Origin of the sequence: Bifidobacterium sp. SO4 (assembly GCF_018555355.1) — a bacterium.
Lineage (GTDB): Bacteria > Actinomycetota > Actinomycetes > Actinomycetales > Bifidobacteriaceae > Bifidobacterium > Bifidobacterium miconisargentati.
Genome location: NZ_JAFEJP010000026.1, coordinates 1 through 13,643, shown reverse-complemented (window position 1 = coordinate 13,643; position 13,643 = coordinate 1). Strand labels below are relative to the sequence as shown.

Here is a 13,643-nt window from a genome sequence, read left to right as displayed (position 1 = left end):
TGCCGCTTCGTCGCCATGCTGATCCTGTCTTCCATACGACAAGCCAAACAGACCAACCCGGTTTCGCGCTCACTCCAGGTGAGGCACCACTACCCATTTCGCGCTCAAAAAACGTGAGGCACGTCGTCCACGTGCTGTAGCAGGAGCACACAATTACACTGTAAGTGTCAGTGAGACTTCCAATTTGATTGCGAATGGTTGGCGTGACGAGGGCATCGGCTGGTACGCCGTTGGGGCCGGTTCTCCGGCTCCGGCGGAACCGGATCCCACTCCGAAGCCTACCCCGAAACCGACGCCTACCCCGACGCCTACGCCGACTCCGAATAAGCAAGTCACGCCAGGCGCGTATTGCAAGAAGAGCCAGGTCGGTCAGCGGGGCACTGCGTATGGCAAGATATATGTTTGCTCGTATCGTACCGGTAACAAGATTCCGCACTGGTATCCAGTTGGATGATTGTGAATAGTTTGAGAGGGAGGCCGCATATGTGGCCTCCCTCTCAAACTATATGCCAATACCAGTTCTACTGGGCAGGGCTTGCATCGTCATAGCCTCCCCATTCGTTTTGGCGGGCCCAGATTTGCTGGTTTTCGTGGCAGTACATGAGTTCCTTGGTCCGCTCAAGCTCGTCTTCCACCAATTTACGCTGAATGCGCAACACTTCGGAGATGATTTGCAGTGCCACGCAGAACGCTGAGAGCATAATCAGTGCCACGCCTGCGAGCATTGACTGCAGGTGCCCCGACGAGGAACCCGAGAAGAAATAGAATAGGTATCTCACGAATGGGATTAGGCCCAATACGCCGAAGATGATTGCCGCCCATTTGAAGATCACGTTTGCTTTGAACATCAGGAAGCTGCGAATGATCGCGCCGCCGGATTTGGCCATATGCTCGAAAATATTATGGAACAATCGCGATTCACGTGTTTTGGGATTCGTTCTGATGGCATATGAGGTGATGGCGATGCGCTTGTTTCCAGCTTGGATAATCGTCTCCATGCAATAGCTGAATTCGGTAACGATGTTGAGCTTGAGCAATGAATTCTTGGAGTAAGCGCGAAAGCCGCTGGCCGCATCCGGGATATGTGTTCCCGCCGCAAGATTCACCACCCACGAGCCAAATGCCTGCATGCGGCGTTTGAACCAGCTGAATTCCTTGATGGTCGCGGTCTGACGGTCTCCTACTACGATATCCGCTTCATGCCGCAGAATCGGTTGTACAAGGTCTCCGATGGTTTCGCTGGGGTACTGGTTGTCTCCGTCGGTGTTCACTACGATATCGGCACCATGCTTGAGGGCATAGTCCACACCATCGCGGAACGCGCGTGCAAGCCCCATAGGTTTGGCATGATGGACGAAATGATGCACGCCGAGTGACCGGGCAACCTGCACGGTTTCATCGGTGCATCCGTCATCGATAATGAGTAATTGCACATCATCAACGCCGGGAATCGTCTTGGGCATTTTTTTGAGCACCAATGGCAAGGTCTGCTCTTCGTTCAGGCAAGGGATCTGTATGAAGACACGCATGGGGTTCCTTTTCGGTGATTCGGGCTCAACAGTCTCATATGGTACTCAAATGATTCAACCTGTGGGTTGTCAAACTGTGGCATGTATTATCGCCCTATTCACCACGAAAACGCGGAAAATATAGGGTATGGCATGGTTATGCAGGGGAATGTGAGATTGGAAGATCATCGGAATCGTGACGTGCGGTTTGAATTGCTGCGCATATTGGCGATGTTCCTGATTGTTCTTTGTCATCTGGTCGCTCATAGCGGCTGGCATCTGGAGGAATTGCCGGGTTGGAAGGGCACCGTGTTCATGGCGGTGGACAATTATGCCGGCCAGACTGGTGTTGCTCTGTTTCTGCTGATTTCTGGCTATTTTCTTGTGAAGAAACAATTCTCGTGGTGGCGCATTGCAAGAACCATGATTCAGACATGGTGTTACAGCGCGGTACTGGCCTTGTTGATGTATGTGGTATCGGAATTTACGCCGTATTTCCAGTGGATTGCCGGCAGCTTCAGTAACGGAGCGATTGCACATTCGCTTGTGCTGCTTCTGCTGCCTACGCTGAATGGCGAATATTGGTTTATTACAGCATACGTATTGACGTTGTTGATTTCGCCGTTCCTGAATATGGTGCTGCGGTCTGCGTCACGCAAACAATTGCTGGCACTGATTGGTTTCCTTGCCTTCCTGAGTGTTATGCCGTACATCTCTTTCCACCCCGAAGGTCCTCACGATGCCTTCTACTGGACTCCGCTGACCTATGCTCTGACGTTGTATATCGTTGGGGGCTGGATCCGACTGTATGGGTTCGGTGCCGTAAGAATTCGTGTTTGGCATCTTGTCGCCTATGCGATTGTGTCTTTCGTGGTGCTTGTCTGTCTTCTTCAGCTCTGGAGAAGCCAATCGTACGTCTCGCTGTTTTTTGTGTGGAATCCGAAAAGAATCTATGGCAGTTTCCCGATTCTCCCGGTGCTTTTGAGTGCGGGAATGGTGGGATTTGTCGCTGGCAGCGGCGCGAATTCGATATCTTCGGCTGATGGGGCAAAAGGGAGGATGATTGCTTCGGCTGCTTCGGCGATGTTCGGAGTGTATCTGATTCATCAGCACGCGCTGATGTCATCGGCGGTTTGGTATTTTGCGGACAAGGCAACGGTGCATACGTCAATGTCGATCATTTCGCTGGCCGGACTGTTTGTTGCGACATTGCTGATCATGTTCATGGCATTGACGGCCGCGTCTCTACTATTTGACCGTTTGATTACATATCCGGTCCAAGCACTTGTTCGCCGTTTAATTGAGCGTATGAGCCATGCTGGTAAATCGCTCTAGAATGTCGTCAGCCTCCGCAGACTGTAAGCCTGCGGAGGCTGACGACACCGCGATGTCCCGAAAAAAGTAATGCGTTTGCGCTACGCATTACAACTGCAGGTATAAAACCGTGCTCGCACACAAATCTTACGCCTAGAACAGACAGTAAGGCTATTCGTGGACATGATTGTGTAAATCCAGCGAAGTCGAATGTCTGGCGTGTCGAGACCGATGAGTGGTTTGGTTTCAGCCCGTCCTGCGCGACACGCCGAGGTTATGGTTTTTGCTTATAGGCCGCAGCGGTTCACTGGGCATTCCAGGAACGATGACGGGTTGGGAGCGTGATGCTGCTGCCCGAGGAGAAGGTTCGAGAAAGTACGTATTTTCCAAGGAAATTGGAGAGATAAGAGAGAGGAACAATATCCAAAGACTGGGAGCATGCTGTAAGTGCACTTAAGGATTTAGCGATGTTACTCGGTATGGGGAAACGTATGGGTTGCTGAAGTGGACCTTAAGAATCGAGTTGACAATGTCCGGGGGGTAGGGGTAGAAAGTGTCTTAGTCGGGATGGGGAAAGTCCCCATAAGAAAACCCGATGTCCCTAGAAGAAAGGTTCCAGACTATGACTGGAAACAACAAGGTTTGGCGCGCGCCGCTCGCGGGTCTCGCCTCGTTCGCGATGATCGCGACGATGGGCGTGGCCGCCGCCACGGCCAACGCTGCCACTGACGCGGCGAAGCTGACGATTAGCTTTGGCGATGGCGTGAGCTACACCTACAAGGAAGGCGAACTGCAGTCTTCTGCCGATTCGAAGAACGTTGATGGCAAGATTGATGCAGCTGAGCTGTCGAAGGGCCTGGACAAGGCTTTCGTAAAGGCCGGCGTCAATTCTTCCAACGGTGAGTACACGCCTCAGGGTCAGACCGAGTCGTACACTGTGACCGGCCTGTCCGACAATTCCGGTCTGGAGGCCGTGCTGACCAATCACGGCACCGCCACGGGCAAGGGTTACGGCAATTACTTGGTGAACCCCTCCGGTCTGGCCGCTGGCGATGTGACCCTGACGGCGCGTCTGCAGCGCGATCCGTATGAGGTGTCCTTCAAGACCTCCGGAGTGACCACCGGTGGCGTGGCCGGTTCCGACAATCAGGGTTCTATCTATCTGGCTCAGACCGACGACGGCACGCTGGATCTGGTTCCGATGTGGGCCGTTCCGACTACCGAGCAGTCCCGTACGGATCACAAGATCGCGTACAAGAAGGACGGCAAGACGATGGCTGCCAAGGCCTACTGGGCAGTGTCCGGCAGCACCGCGACACTGACTGATCCGACCGCGGCCAGCCTGTACGCCGATGCCTTCGCGGTTCAGGCCGACGACACTGTCTCCCACAAGGCTGAGCTGACCCTGAACGCCGCTCCGGCGACCATCTTTGCGTTCTCGACCGATAATGCCGTTACGGGTGGCACGAAGTTCCAGTATCTGGTCGACAACAACAACAACAAGCTCGGTACTGCTGGTGGCTGGCAGGGCGAGGCTGCGACCGGTGAGACGATCAGCGACTACCTTGACTTCCCGACCGCGGTGCACACCACCGTCAACGGCAACCAGACCTCTCGTGAGTGGTACGCCGCTCAGGCCTCCACCAAGGATGAGCTGGACTCCACCGCTAAGTGGACCGATTCTGACAAGGCTGGCAACGACATTGTTCTGTGGGCTGCGAACGCGACCAACACTCGTGAGGTGACCCTGCACTACAACGACGCTTCCAACACCACCAAGGTCGTGTACGCTGCCAAGGACTACGCTCCGGAGACCCCGGCCAACGTGACCACCTCCTCTGTTGAGTACAAGTTCGCCGGCTGGTACACCGACTCCTCCTTCGGTACTGAATTTGTGTCCGGCGCTCTGGGCAACATCTCCGACCTGTACGCGAAGTGGGATATCGCCGCTGTGAAGTTCGTGGTTGATCCGAACTATGGCACCCAGACCGGTAAGGCCGTGTGGGTGAACAACGGTGCCAACTTCAAGCTGCCGGTTGCCTCCGACTACCGTTCCGGCTGGACCGCCACCGTGTCTCCGAAGGTCGTTGCCGCTGGTCTCGATACTGACTCGGACGGATTCGCTGACTACGTCGACAACTTCAACCTGTATGCTGAGTATCTTGGCTCCCAGAAGGGCCACGCCATTGGCACGAACGTTGCTCTGAAGTATCAGGATCAGTCCGGTAAGTACGCGCTGAAGCTCGACTCCGACTTCTCCAATTTGAAGCCCGGCCAGATCTTCAAGTTCACCAACTGGTCCAAGGCTACTGTGAATGACCTGAATTCCACGCTGAACACTCTGAAGTCCGATATCGTAGTCAAGAAGGGTGCGAACTACATCAAGGGTGCCGATCAGGACGACTTCACCGCCGCTTCCTTCGATCAGTACGTGTCCGACTACCAGGACTTCCTGAAGAACAACTCCGCTCCGAAGACCGTGGCCGACTACCAGTCCCAGATTGATCAGCTGGCCAAGATTCAGGCGAAGCTGGTTGAGAAGTCCAACGGCTACGTCTACCGTGCGTACAACAAGCGCAACGGCGACCACTACTTCACCGCGAACAAGGGCACCTATGACAGCCTGGTGAAGATTGGCTGGAACGCCGAGGGCAGCCCGTACAGCGCTCTGACCGATGAGGGTGTCACCTACAAGGATGGCGCTTACTACCGTGCGAACGGCAACCGTGTCCTTGGTCAGGCGATCTACTCCGTGTACAACCGCTACACCGGCGAGCACCTGCTCACCGCCTCCAAGACCGAGGCCGACAACCTGCCGAACGGCTGGGAGAACGAGGGTCCTGCCTTCTTCGCCCCGCAGGGTGCCACCGAGGACGTGTACCGCGTCTACAACCCGTACACCAAGGGCCCGGCCCACGTGTACACCGGTCTGACCGAGTACAACAAGATCACCAAGGCTGGTTGGAAGGGCGAGGACATCGTCTTCAAGCTCAACGCTGGCAAGTGATTCCGACAGGGGTCGTTATAACTCCTAACGGATGAATCTTGGAGAGGCGCCGAAACCCTATGGTTTCGGCGCCTCTATTTTTCTGTCAAGAACCGGTTTCGCAATGGGGTGACTGCAAGCCGGCGAAAATCATCGCGAAAGAGCTTGATATGAGCAAACATAGATCGGGACGCTTTGCCGTTCTTGATAGGGTCGTCGCGTTCGCGGGCGGCAGGCCACTGATGGATATAGCCGCCATTCTGACTTTGGTTTGCCTGGCGCTTCCCCAGGCGGCCACCTTCATCCGCAATGTGGGTCCGTACACGGTGCCGGATCCCGACCTACATACGACCACTGCCTATGCCTTGGCCACGGGGCAATCTTTCAACTCCACCAGGATGGTCACGGACAGCTGGGGAAACGTGAACAAACGACTGGTTATCTCCGGGGACGAGCGGTACCTCACTGGACAACTTCCGTACAATAAGTCGCTTGGTGACATCATCGGGAATCCTTTGCAGATGGATGAGACGATTGTCGCGCAGCGCAATCAGCTGAGCGAATCCGGAAAGACCATAACGGCTTATCCACGCGCCACGCAGTACATGTTCGTCGCCTATGTCCCGCAGGCGATTGGACTGGACATCGGATGGTCGCTGGGAAAGAGTCCTTATACGACCCTGCAGATCGCGAGACTGTGTAACTTCATCTTCTACCTGGCTTTGGGTATTACCTCTATCGCACTTATACCACAATGCAAATGGCTGGCCACGGTCATTCTGTCCCTTCCCGCATCAATCTTCGCTGCGAGCAGTCTTATGACCGACGGAACTTTCCTGGCGATGTCGATGCTCGCCGTCGCGTTGATTCTGAGAATCAGAGAGCGTGACGTATGCGTTAATATGTCGAGTCTTGTTGCCCTGTGTCTTGTCTTCGGTTTTCTGATATTCGGGAAGATTTTGTATGCGTCGGCCGCCCTGCTGGTCTTAGTTTTTCCTTCCCGGGTCATGAGCCCCAGGATGAAGATCCGCTTCGTCTGCTGTATGGCGTTTTTCTCGTTCGTGTATCTGATATGGGGATACGTTTACAGTGGGGGATTCTTCAATGTCAATTACGGCGTAAATCGGGAGTATGCCGCGCATCACATCCTCAAGACCGTCGTCCTCGTTTGCAACAATATCGTCTTCATGCCGCAGACTCTGGTGACTTCCGACATATACTCCATCGGAAGCGTCGGTCTTATCATCTGCGTCTGGCTGGTAACGCATTTTTATACACGGAGTTCCGCCCGACAGGCGTATTCACCACGAGAATGGATCAGCCGCTATAGATATGCCCTGGCATCGATGATTTCGATTGGCCTGTCATTGGTAGCAACTGTACTGTTCGTCGCGTTGACCTGGAACGATCTTGAGCATACCCGTGCCTTCGGCCCGTTACTTGGGATACAAGGAAGATATATTCTACCGCTGCTCCCTTTATTGGCTCCGATGATCCCGAGCAGGAAATGCGATTGAACGGAAATACTGACTCGCACCAATACAAAACGACTTATCATGCACATCTGTTTTGGCGAACGTGAACGGTAGCAACGTGTATTGTTGCAAGCGGATGACAATGAGTCGTTTCGTGACGGAAGCGGTTGATATTCAAACCGCGCCGGGAAAATGGTTCGGCCTGAGGTTGCTAAGGATATAGAGATGCATGGTGCCCATGGAAGATCCCGCCAGATCGCTCATAATCTACGAGAATTTGTTCATATCATGCTGGCCCCTCAATGGGTATTCGTCATCATATTCTTGATCTGCTCCATATTCACTGCCGTAGCCTCACCTGTTGGCATAGGAATGGATGAGCCGAGCCATATCTCCCGTATCATGCAGCTTTCCGAAGGACATCTTCTTTCCGAACCGGTCAAAGGAATTCAGAAAGACGAGAGAAAACAGCTATGGGGGGGGGAGGTCGATGAGGCCCTTATCACTGATTTGATGGCAAATACGAGAGAATTCTACCTACCTGAGCATGTGAATGACAGATACGCTTTTCCTGCATGGAATGACGCGAGAATACGAGGAAATGAAGACTTCAGCGGGAAAAAGGTAGAATCGGTATTCTCCAATTCTGCTCTATATTCACCGGTGACCTATCTCCCCCATATCATTGCCGCGGAATTGGGGAAAATCGTGACAAAGAATATCACCGTATTCGTCCTGATACTCCGATTGGCGGGAATCCTTTTCCTGTCCGTGGTGATTTTCCTATGCATCAAATACATTCCTATCGGGAAGTGGGCTTTAACCGTAATCTCGTTGTTGCCGGGAACCATATCCGTCAATGCGTTCGTAAGCGGCGATACGGTGTTGTTCGCCGCCATCACGTCATTCGCCACCGCGTTGTTGCTGGCGCTGAGTCGTAAAGGGCACATCTCAAGAACGAATCGAATTGTTCTTATGCTGTCGTGCTTCACCATCGGGCTTGCGAAGATGGCATATCTGCCGATAATCCTGCTACTCTTGCTACTCATCCCAATAGTGCGTGAAGCCAGGATACGCACTGTCATCGGCGTCAGCTCCATCATCTTGGTCAGTGTGCTCTCGTTCGCTATCTGGTATCTATTGGTACGGCATATCAACAGCGGCATAATGTACGGGCGGAACACGGATCCGTCCGTACAAGTCGGTTTTATCCTTGCGCATCCGCTGCAATATGCCGATATGCTGATTCATGAACTGTTCCGGCATAATTATTTCATGCTCGGATACAGTGGCATCTTCTCCGAGCTGGGACGCACCACGGTGCCGACATCGGGTTGGATCTCCGTCCTAGCGTTGATTGCCGCCCCGATGGCCCTAGATAAGAATGAACGGAATTCTCTGCAGGTGTTGTCAAAGTATCGTAGATTAATCTGCGTTGCCTTCACCGGCGTACTTGGAATGATCCTGGTATTGGTCGAGACGTCAGTATTTCTCCAGTTCACTACCGCTGGGGCGAATGAAATCTCAGGAATTCAGCCTAGGTATTTTATGCCATTGCTAATCCTGGTCATGATAATGCTCATTCTTGTGCTTGAATCAGGTGAAATGGAACCCCAACAATCGGACCGGCGTGAAAGAGCCATACCAGGGATATTCTGTATTTCCCTGCAATTGCTTTCGGCGGCACTTTACCTTGTCACCGTTGTATCCTCCATCTTCATGTAAGAGATGCGGTTTCGCTGGGCTCGTACGACGTAGCCGAAAAAGCATTGTCAAATGCTTCGTTGTAATGAGTGCGATTCCGCTCACATGAAAAAACAACCTTGATGGTTGAAGCGAAGCAATTCAGGTTCAACCATCAAGGATGCATTAAGCCTAGAGACTTTTCGAATCCAATAATCCTATTTGGATTCGAAAATTAATGGAATATGTTTACGGGAATGAAATTGACTAAGATAACAGGAATAATCATTGGAACAACAACGATTAATAAGAAACAAACAGCAGAGGTAAACAATACCTTAGTCGGATCACGAAATTTAAGGACACAAATCTCGAGAAACTCGACTACCATTTTTATGACGTCTAACATTTCGTCTCCTTACCGTGGACATATGTAAGAAGATTTGATATGTTGCCGAGAACATCATGATATACCTATCCCCCTTTGGACTTCATCATCACCATTGACATAAATAAGTATATCTCAAAGCACAATCTAGTTCTCTCGCGAAATAGGTTTATTGCTTGGAGTGAAAAACAGTAATGGCTCCCATCCCTGGTAGGGGATGGAAGCCATTATTCATTCACCAGCAATTGTCAGGATTATATCCCTATGCTAGATCACTTGCCAGCGTTGAGCTTGAAGACGATGTCCTCGCCCTTCCAGCCAGCCTTGGCGATGTTGTTGTACTCCTTCAGACCAACGTACACGTGGGCCGGGCCCTTGGTGTACGGGTTGTAGGAGCGGTACACGTCCTCGGTGGCACCCTGCGGGGCGAAGAAGGCAACGCCTTCGTTCTCCCAACCGTTCGGCAGGCTGTCGGCCTCGGTCTTGGAGACGGTCAGCAGGTGCTCGCCGGTGTAGCGGTTGTACACGGAGTAGACGGCCTGACCGAAGATGCGGCTACCGTCGGAAGTACGGTAGTAAACGCCGTTCTTCTCGGTGACGGTCTTCTTGACACCGTCAAGGTTGGTACCGGCGACAGCGCTGTACGGGCTGCCCTCGGCGTTCCAGCCAATCTTCACCAGGTTGTCGTACACGGACTTGAACGCGGTGAAGTAGTGGTCGCCGTTGCGCTTGTTGTACGCACGGTAGATGTAGGTGTCGGAGACCTCGACCAGCTTGGCCTGAAGAGCAGCCAGCTCGGAAATCTGGGACTGGTAGTCAGCCACGGACTTCGGGGTGCCGTTGTTCTTCTCGAACTCCTGCAGGTCGGAGACGTACTGATCCCAAGAGGCAGCGGTGAAGTGATCCTGATCGGAGCCCTTGATGTACTGACCGGCGGCGTTCTTGACCTTCACATCGCTCTTCATGCGGTCGAGCGTGGTGTTCAGATCCTGAACGGTGGCCTTGGACCAGTTCTCGAACCAGAAGCGAGCACCCGGAACAAGGTCAGCCCAAGTGTCGGCGTTCTTCAGCTGGTGCTGGCCATCCTTATCCTGGTACTTCAGGGCAACGTTGGAGCCAGTGGCCTTGCCGTTGTTGCCATCGAACACGGCATACAGGTTGAAGTTGTCCTGGAGATCGGCCTTGCCGTCGCCATCGGCGTCCACACCCGCGGCAGCGATGTTCGGGAACACGGTGGCAGTCCAGCCGGAACGGTAGTCAGAGGCAACCGGGACACGGAAGTTGGCACCGTTGTTCACCCACAGAGCCTTGGCGGTCTCGGTGTTGTAGTTCGGGTCAACCCAGAAGCGCACAGCGGCGATATCCCACTTGGCGTACAGGTCAGAAACGGAGCTACCAAGGGAGGAGCCCACGAACTTGTGCGTGAAGGTGGCGTCAGTGTACCAGCCGGCGAACTTGTACTCGACGGAGGTGATGGTCACGTTGTCCGGGGTCTCCGGGGAGAAGTCCTTGCCAGCGTACACGACCTTGTCCTTGACGCCGGTGGCGTTGTAGTGCAGGGTCACCTCGCGGCTGTTCGTCGCATTGGCGGCGTAGAGATCGACATCCTCGCCGGCCTTCTGGGAGTCGTCCCACTTCTGGGAGGCATCCAGCTGGGAGACGGTGTCAGCACGGCGCGCGTACCACTCGCGAGAAGACTGAGTCACGCCAGTGGAAGCGTTGAACACTGCAGTCGGGAAGTCCAGATAGTCGCTGATCGTCTCACCGGTCGCAGCCTCGCCATTGAATCGATCGCCAAGAGGGTTATTCTCGTTGTCAACGATGTTGCTGAAGTTCGTAGCATCGTTGCGCACGGCGTTGGCCGTGTGGAACGTGAACTTGGTGGCGGTGGCGGCGTTCAGAGTCAGCGTGGCGTCGTGCTTGACGGAACCGTTGGTGGTGTCGACCGCGAACGCATCGACGTACAGGCTGGATGCGGTCGGATCCTTAATCGTGGCCTGGGCGCCGGTCGTCTTCCAGTACGCGTCGCCAGCCATCGTCTTGCCGTCCTTCTTGTAGGCAATCAGATGATCGACAGCGGAAACCTCGGTAGTCGGAACAGCCCAAGACGGAACCAGATCCAAGGTATCGTCGCCAGACATGGCGAGGAAAATGGAGCCGGTGGTACCGGAAGAAACCACACCGCCCTTGGTCACGTTCTGGGTGTCGAAGGTAACCTTGTACGGATCGCGCTGCAGGCGAGCCGTCAGCGTCACATCACCGGACAGAGCAACGTTCGGGTTCACCAAGTAGTTGCCAGTAAGGGTAGACTGAGAGCTATCGGTCAGTACGACCTGCAGAGCAGAGCCATCCGTGAAACCAGTCAGGGTGTAGTTATCCCACTTGCCGGTAGTCTTGTTGAACCTATACTTGGAACCGATGTACTCGGTATTGAAATCGTTCAGAGCCTGATCCAGCTCAGTCTTATCGATCTTGCCATCGACAGCGGTGGCGGGCGTCTGAAGGTCTTCCTCACCGACCTCAAACGTCGTGTTGCCGACCTTGAACGTCACCGTCGCCGGCGTAGTGGCAGCGTTGGCCGTGGCGGCGGCCACGCCCATCGTCGCGATCATCGCGAACGAGGCGAGACCCGCGAGCGGCGCGCGCCAAACCTTGTTGTTTCCAGTCATAGTCTGGAACCTTTCTTCTAGGGACATGGGTTACGCTGTGCGGGTTTGTCTGACCATCTGCAGCATTGGGGTAATGCATACCTGTCTAGACACGTTTGGACACGATGGCCGCAATACGTTCGGCATCAACGGCGTCAGCCACTTGCCCGAGACGTTCGGGGAACAGGAATCCGTAAACATCCAGTGTGAGACTGGCGGAGGAATGGCCCATTTGTCGTTGGAGGACTTTCACGTCAGCTCCGGCTTTGATGGCGATTGCGGCATAGGAGTGGCGTAGGCTATGTGGCGTGAGCCCCTGCTTATCCTGTAGCCCTGCAAGTTCTACAGCCCGCCTCCATATACGTCGGCGCCAGTTGTGGTCATTGATGTGTCCGCCTCTGATTGATTGAAATACGTACGCGGTTTCTGGTTTGCCCTGAATCAACTCACGTAATGGTTTGACAAGAAATTTTGGGAAAGCCACGGTTCTCGGCCGTCCGGATTTAGGTGATCCTAGATACTGTTTTTTGGAACCGTTCTTCCAAGTACGTCTGATTCGGATCTGTTGTTTTCCTAGGTCTATGTCGCTTACCTGTAAGGCGAACGTCTCATTGATTCTCGTACCTACGTAGCTCTGAAAACGTATGATAAGCCCATCAACGGGTCTTCCCACGGTCGTTGCGGCATCTGCGAGCTTTTCAATTTCACGAATGTCTAGGAAAACCAGATCCTTGTATTCAGGTTTAGGGATTTGCACCTCGCGAGCGGGATTCTCTACCAGGTAGTGAGCATTGACGGCGTAATCGAGCACTCCGGCGAAAACTACCTTGACAATGCTCTTAATCGACCGTGGAGAAAGTGCTTTTGGGTCGTGCCTTCTCTGAAATGAAGCCGGATACTTGCCGGTGCTGAGTTTGGTTATCCATTGCGAGATATCATCACGGGTGATGCTGCCGATGGGCACTTCGGCCCATTGGGGATTGACATATACACGTAGCTCACATTCGTATCGGACCAGTACCCCTTTGCTTACGTAATTCTTGGATCTCATCCACATGGCTGCAACATCTTTGAACTTGCGCTTTGCGTCATTGGGACTTACGTAGCGGCTTTGACGTACATCATCTTCCAAGGAAGCCTGAAATGCTTCGGCGTCAGATAGTTTCTCAAATGATTTGGAATGCTGCTTCCGAGATGATCCTTCAGTGACATACCAGCGGCATCGCCAACGCCTGCCTGTGCCGAATCGGGTGGTCTTCCATTGATCGGGCACCTGCGCTGTGAACGGATTATGGCTAGAGGCCAGGGAACGTTTTGCCGTAGCTGAAGGAGGTATGCCCTTATATGACTTGAGCCATAAATCGTCTATCCATACGTTCGCCATAGAAATCCACCTTTCGCTTGTATCCGCGGCTGTGCGGATGTATACACGATAAGGACACGATGGCCTGAACAGAGAATGCCCGATGAAACAGTGAATATGCGTATGCCATATGCATGGTTGCGCGCTGATACTCGAGGTGCCTCATTTGAAAGTGAGCGCGAAACCGGGAGTGGTGCCTCACTGGAAGTGAGCGCGAAATCCTAGTCGGTGTCGGCTGGTGTTTCGTTGTGGTCTTCCGGTCGGACGCCCGCGATCTT

Annotated in this window: 7 protein-coding genes; 4 read left to right on the top strand and 3 right to left on the bottom strand. The window is 53.6% G+C overall.

Annotated elements, in window-relative coordinates:
* Nucleotides 1-521 precede the first annotated feature (521 nt).
* Nucleotides 522-1,529 (bottom strand): glycosyltransferase family 2 protein, encoded by a 1,008-nt coding sequence (locus JS536_RS11540; RefSeq protein WP_214357039.1) that lies wholly within the window; start codon nt 1,527-1,529, stop codon nt 522-524.
* A gap of 132 nt (nt 1,530-1,661) precedes the next feature.
* On the opposite strand from JS536_RS11540, the gene JS536_RS11535 reads away from it, so the two are divergent.
* The 4 genes from JS536_RS11535 to JS536_RS11520 all read left to right on the top strand — a co-directional run bounded on the left by JS536_RS11535 (nt 1,662) and on the right by JS536_RS11520 (nt 9,008).
* The gene (locus JS536_RS11535; RefSeq protein ID WP_214357038.1) at nt 1,662-2,843 is read left to right on the top strand and encodes an acyltransferase; all 1,182 of its coding nucleotides are present in this window, start codon (nt 1,662-1,664) and stop codon (nt 2,841-2,843) included.
* Nucleotides 2,844-3,444: 601 nt separating this feature from the next.
* The gene (locus tag JS536_RS11530; RefSeq protein ID WP_214357037.1) at nt 3,445-5,829 is read left to right on the top strand and encodes a hypothetical protein; all 2,385 of its coding nucleotides are present in this window, start codon (nt 3,445-3,447) and stop codon (nt 5,827-5,829) included.
* 149 nt (nt 5,830-5,978) lie between these two features.
* Nucleotides 5,979-7,325, top strand: coding sequence for a DUF2142 domain-containing protein (locus JS536_RS11525; protein ID WP_214357036.1), 1,347 nt, complete (start codon nt 5,979-5,981; stop codon nt 7,323-7,325).
* Nucleotides 7,326-7,508: 183 nt separating this feature from the next.
* Nucleotides 7,509-9,008 carry a DUF2142 domain-containing protein gene (locus JS536_RS11520; RefSeq protein WP_214357035.1) on the top strand — a complete coding sequence of 500 codons (1,500 nt, stop codon included), beginning with the start codon at nt 7,509-7,511 and terminating at the stop codon, nt 9,006-9,008.
* A 618-nt stretch (nt 9,009-9,626) separates the two neighbouring features.
* Here JS536_RS11520 and JS536_RS11515 read toward each other — a convergent pair.
* Nucleotides 9,627-12,023, bottom strand: a complete 2,397-nt coding sequence (locus JS536_RS11515) for a hypothetical protein (protein ID WP_214357034.1) — start codon at nt 12,021-12,023, stop codon at nt 9,627-9,629.
* 85 nt (nt 12,024-12,108) lie between these two features.
* Nucleotides 12,109-13,386 (bottom strand): site-specific integrase, encoded by a 1,278-nt coding sequence (locus JS536_RS11510; protein WP_214357033.1) that lies wholly within the window; start codon nt 13,384-13,386, stop codon nt 12,109-12,111.
* Nucleotides 13,387-13,643: the final 257 nt, after the last annotated feature.

Bases quoted from the DNA above. Each gene is read 5' to 3' on its own strand.
- JS536_RS11540 (WP_214357039.1), bottom strand. From the start codon at position 1,529: ATGCGTGTCTTCATACAGATCCCTTGCCTGAACGAAGAGCAGACCTTG.
- JS536_RS11535 (WP_214357038.1), top strand. From the start codon at position 1,662: ATGGTTATGCAGGGGAATGTGAGATTGGAAGATCATCGGAATCGTGAC.
- JS536_RS11530 (WP_214357037.1), top strand. From the start codon at position 3,445: ATGACTGGAAACAACAAGGTTTGGCGCGCGCCGCTCGCGGGTCTCGCC.
- JS536_RS11525 (WP_214357036.1), top strand. From the start codon at position 5,979: ATGAGCAAACATAGATCGGGACGCTTTGCCGTTCTTGATAGGGTCGTC.
- JS536_RS11520 (WP_214357035.1), top strand. From the start codon at position 7,509: ATGCATGGTGCCCATGGAAGATCCCGCCAGATCGCTCATAATCTACGA.
- JS536_RS11515 (WP_214357034.1), bottom strand. From the start codon at position 12,023: ATGACTGGAAACAACAAGGTTTGGCGCGCGCCGCTCGCGGGTCTCGCC.
- JS536_RS11510 (WP_214357033.1), bottom strand. From the start codon at position 13,386: ATGGCGAACGTATGGATAGACGATTTATGGCTCAAGTCATATAAGGGC.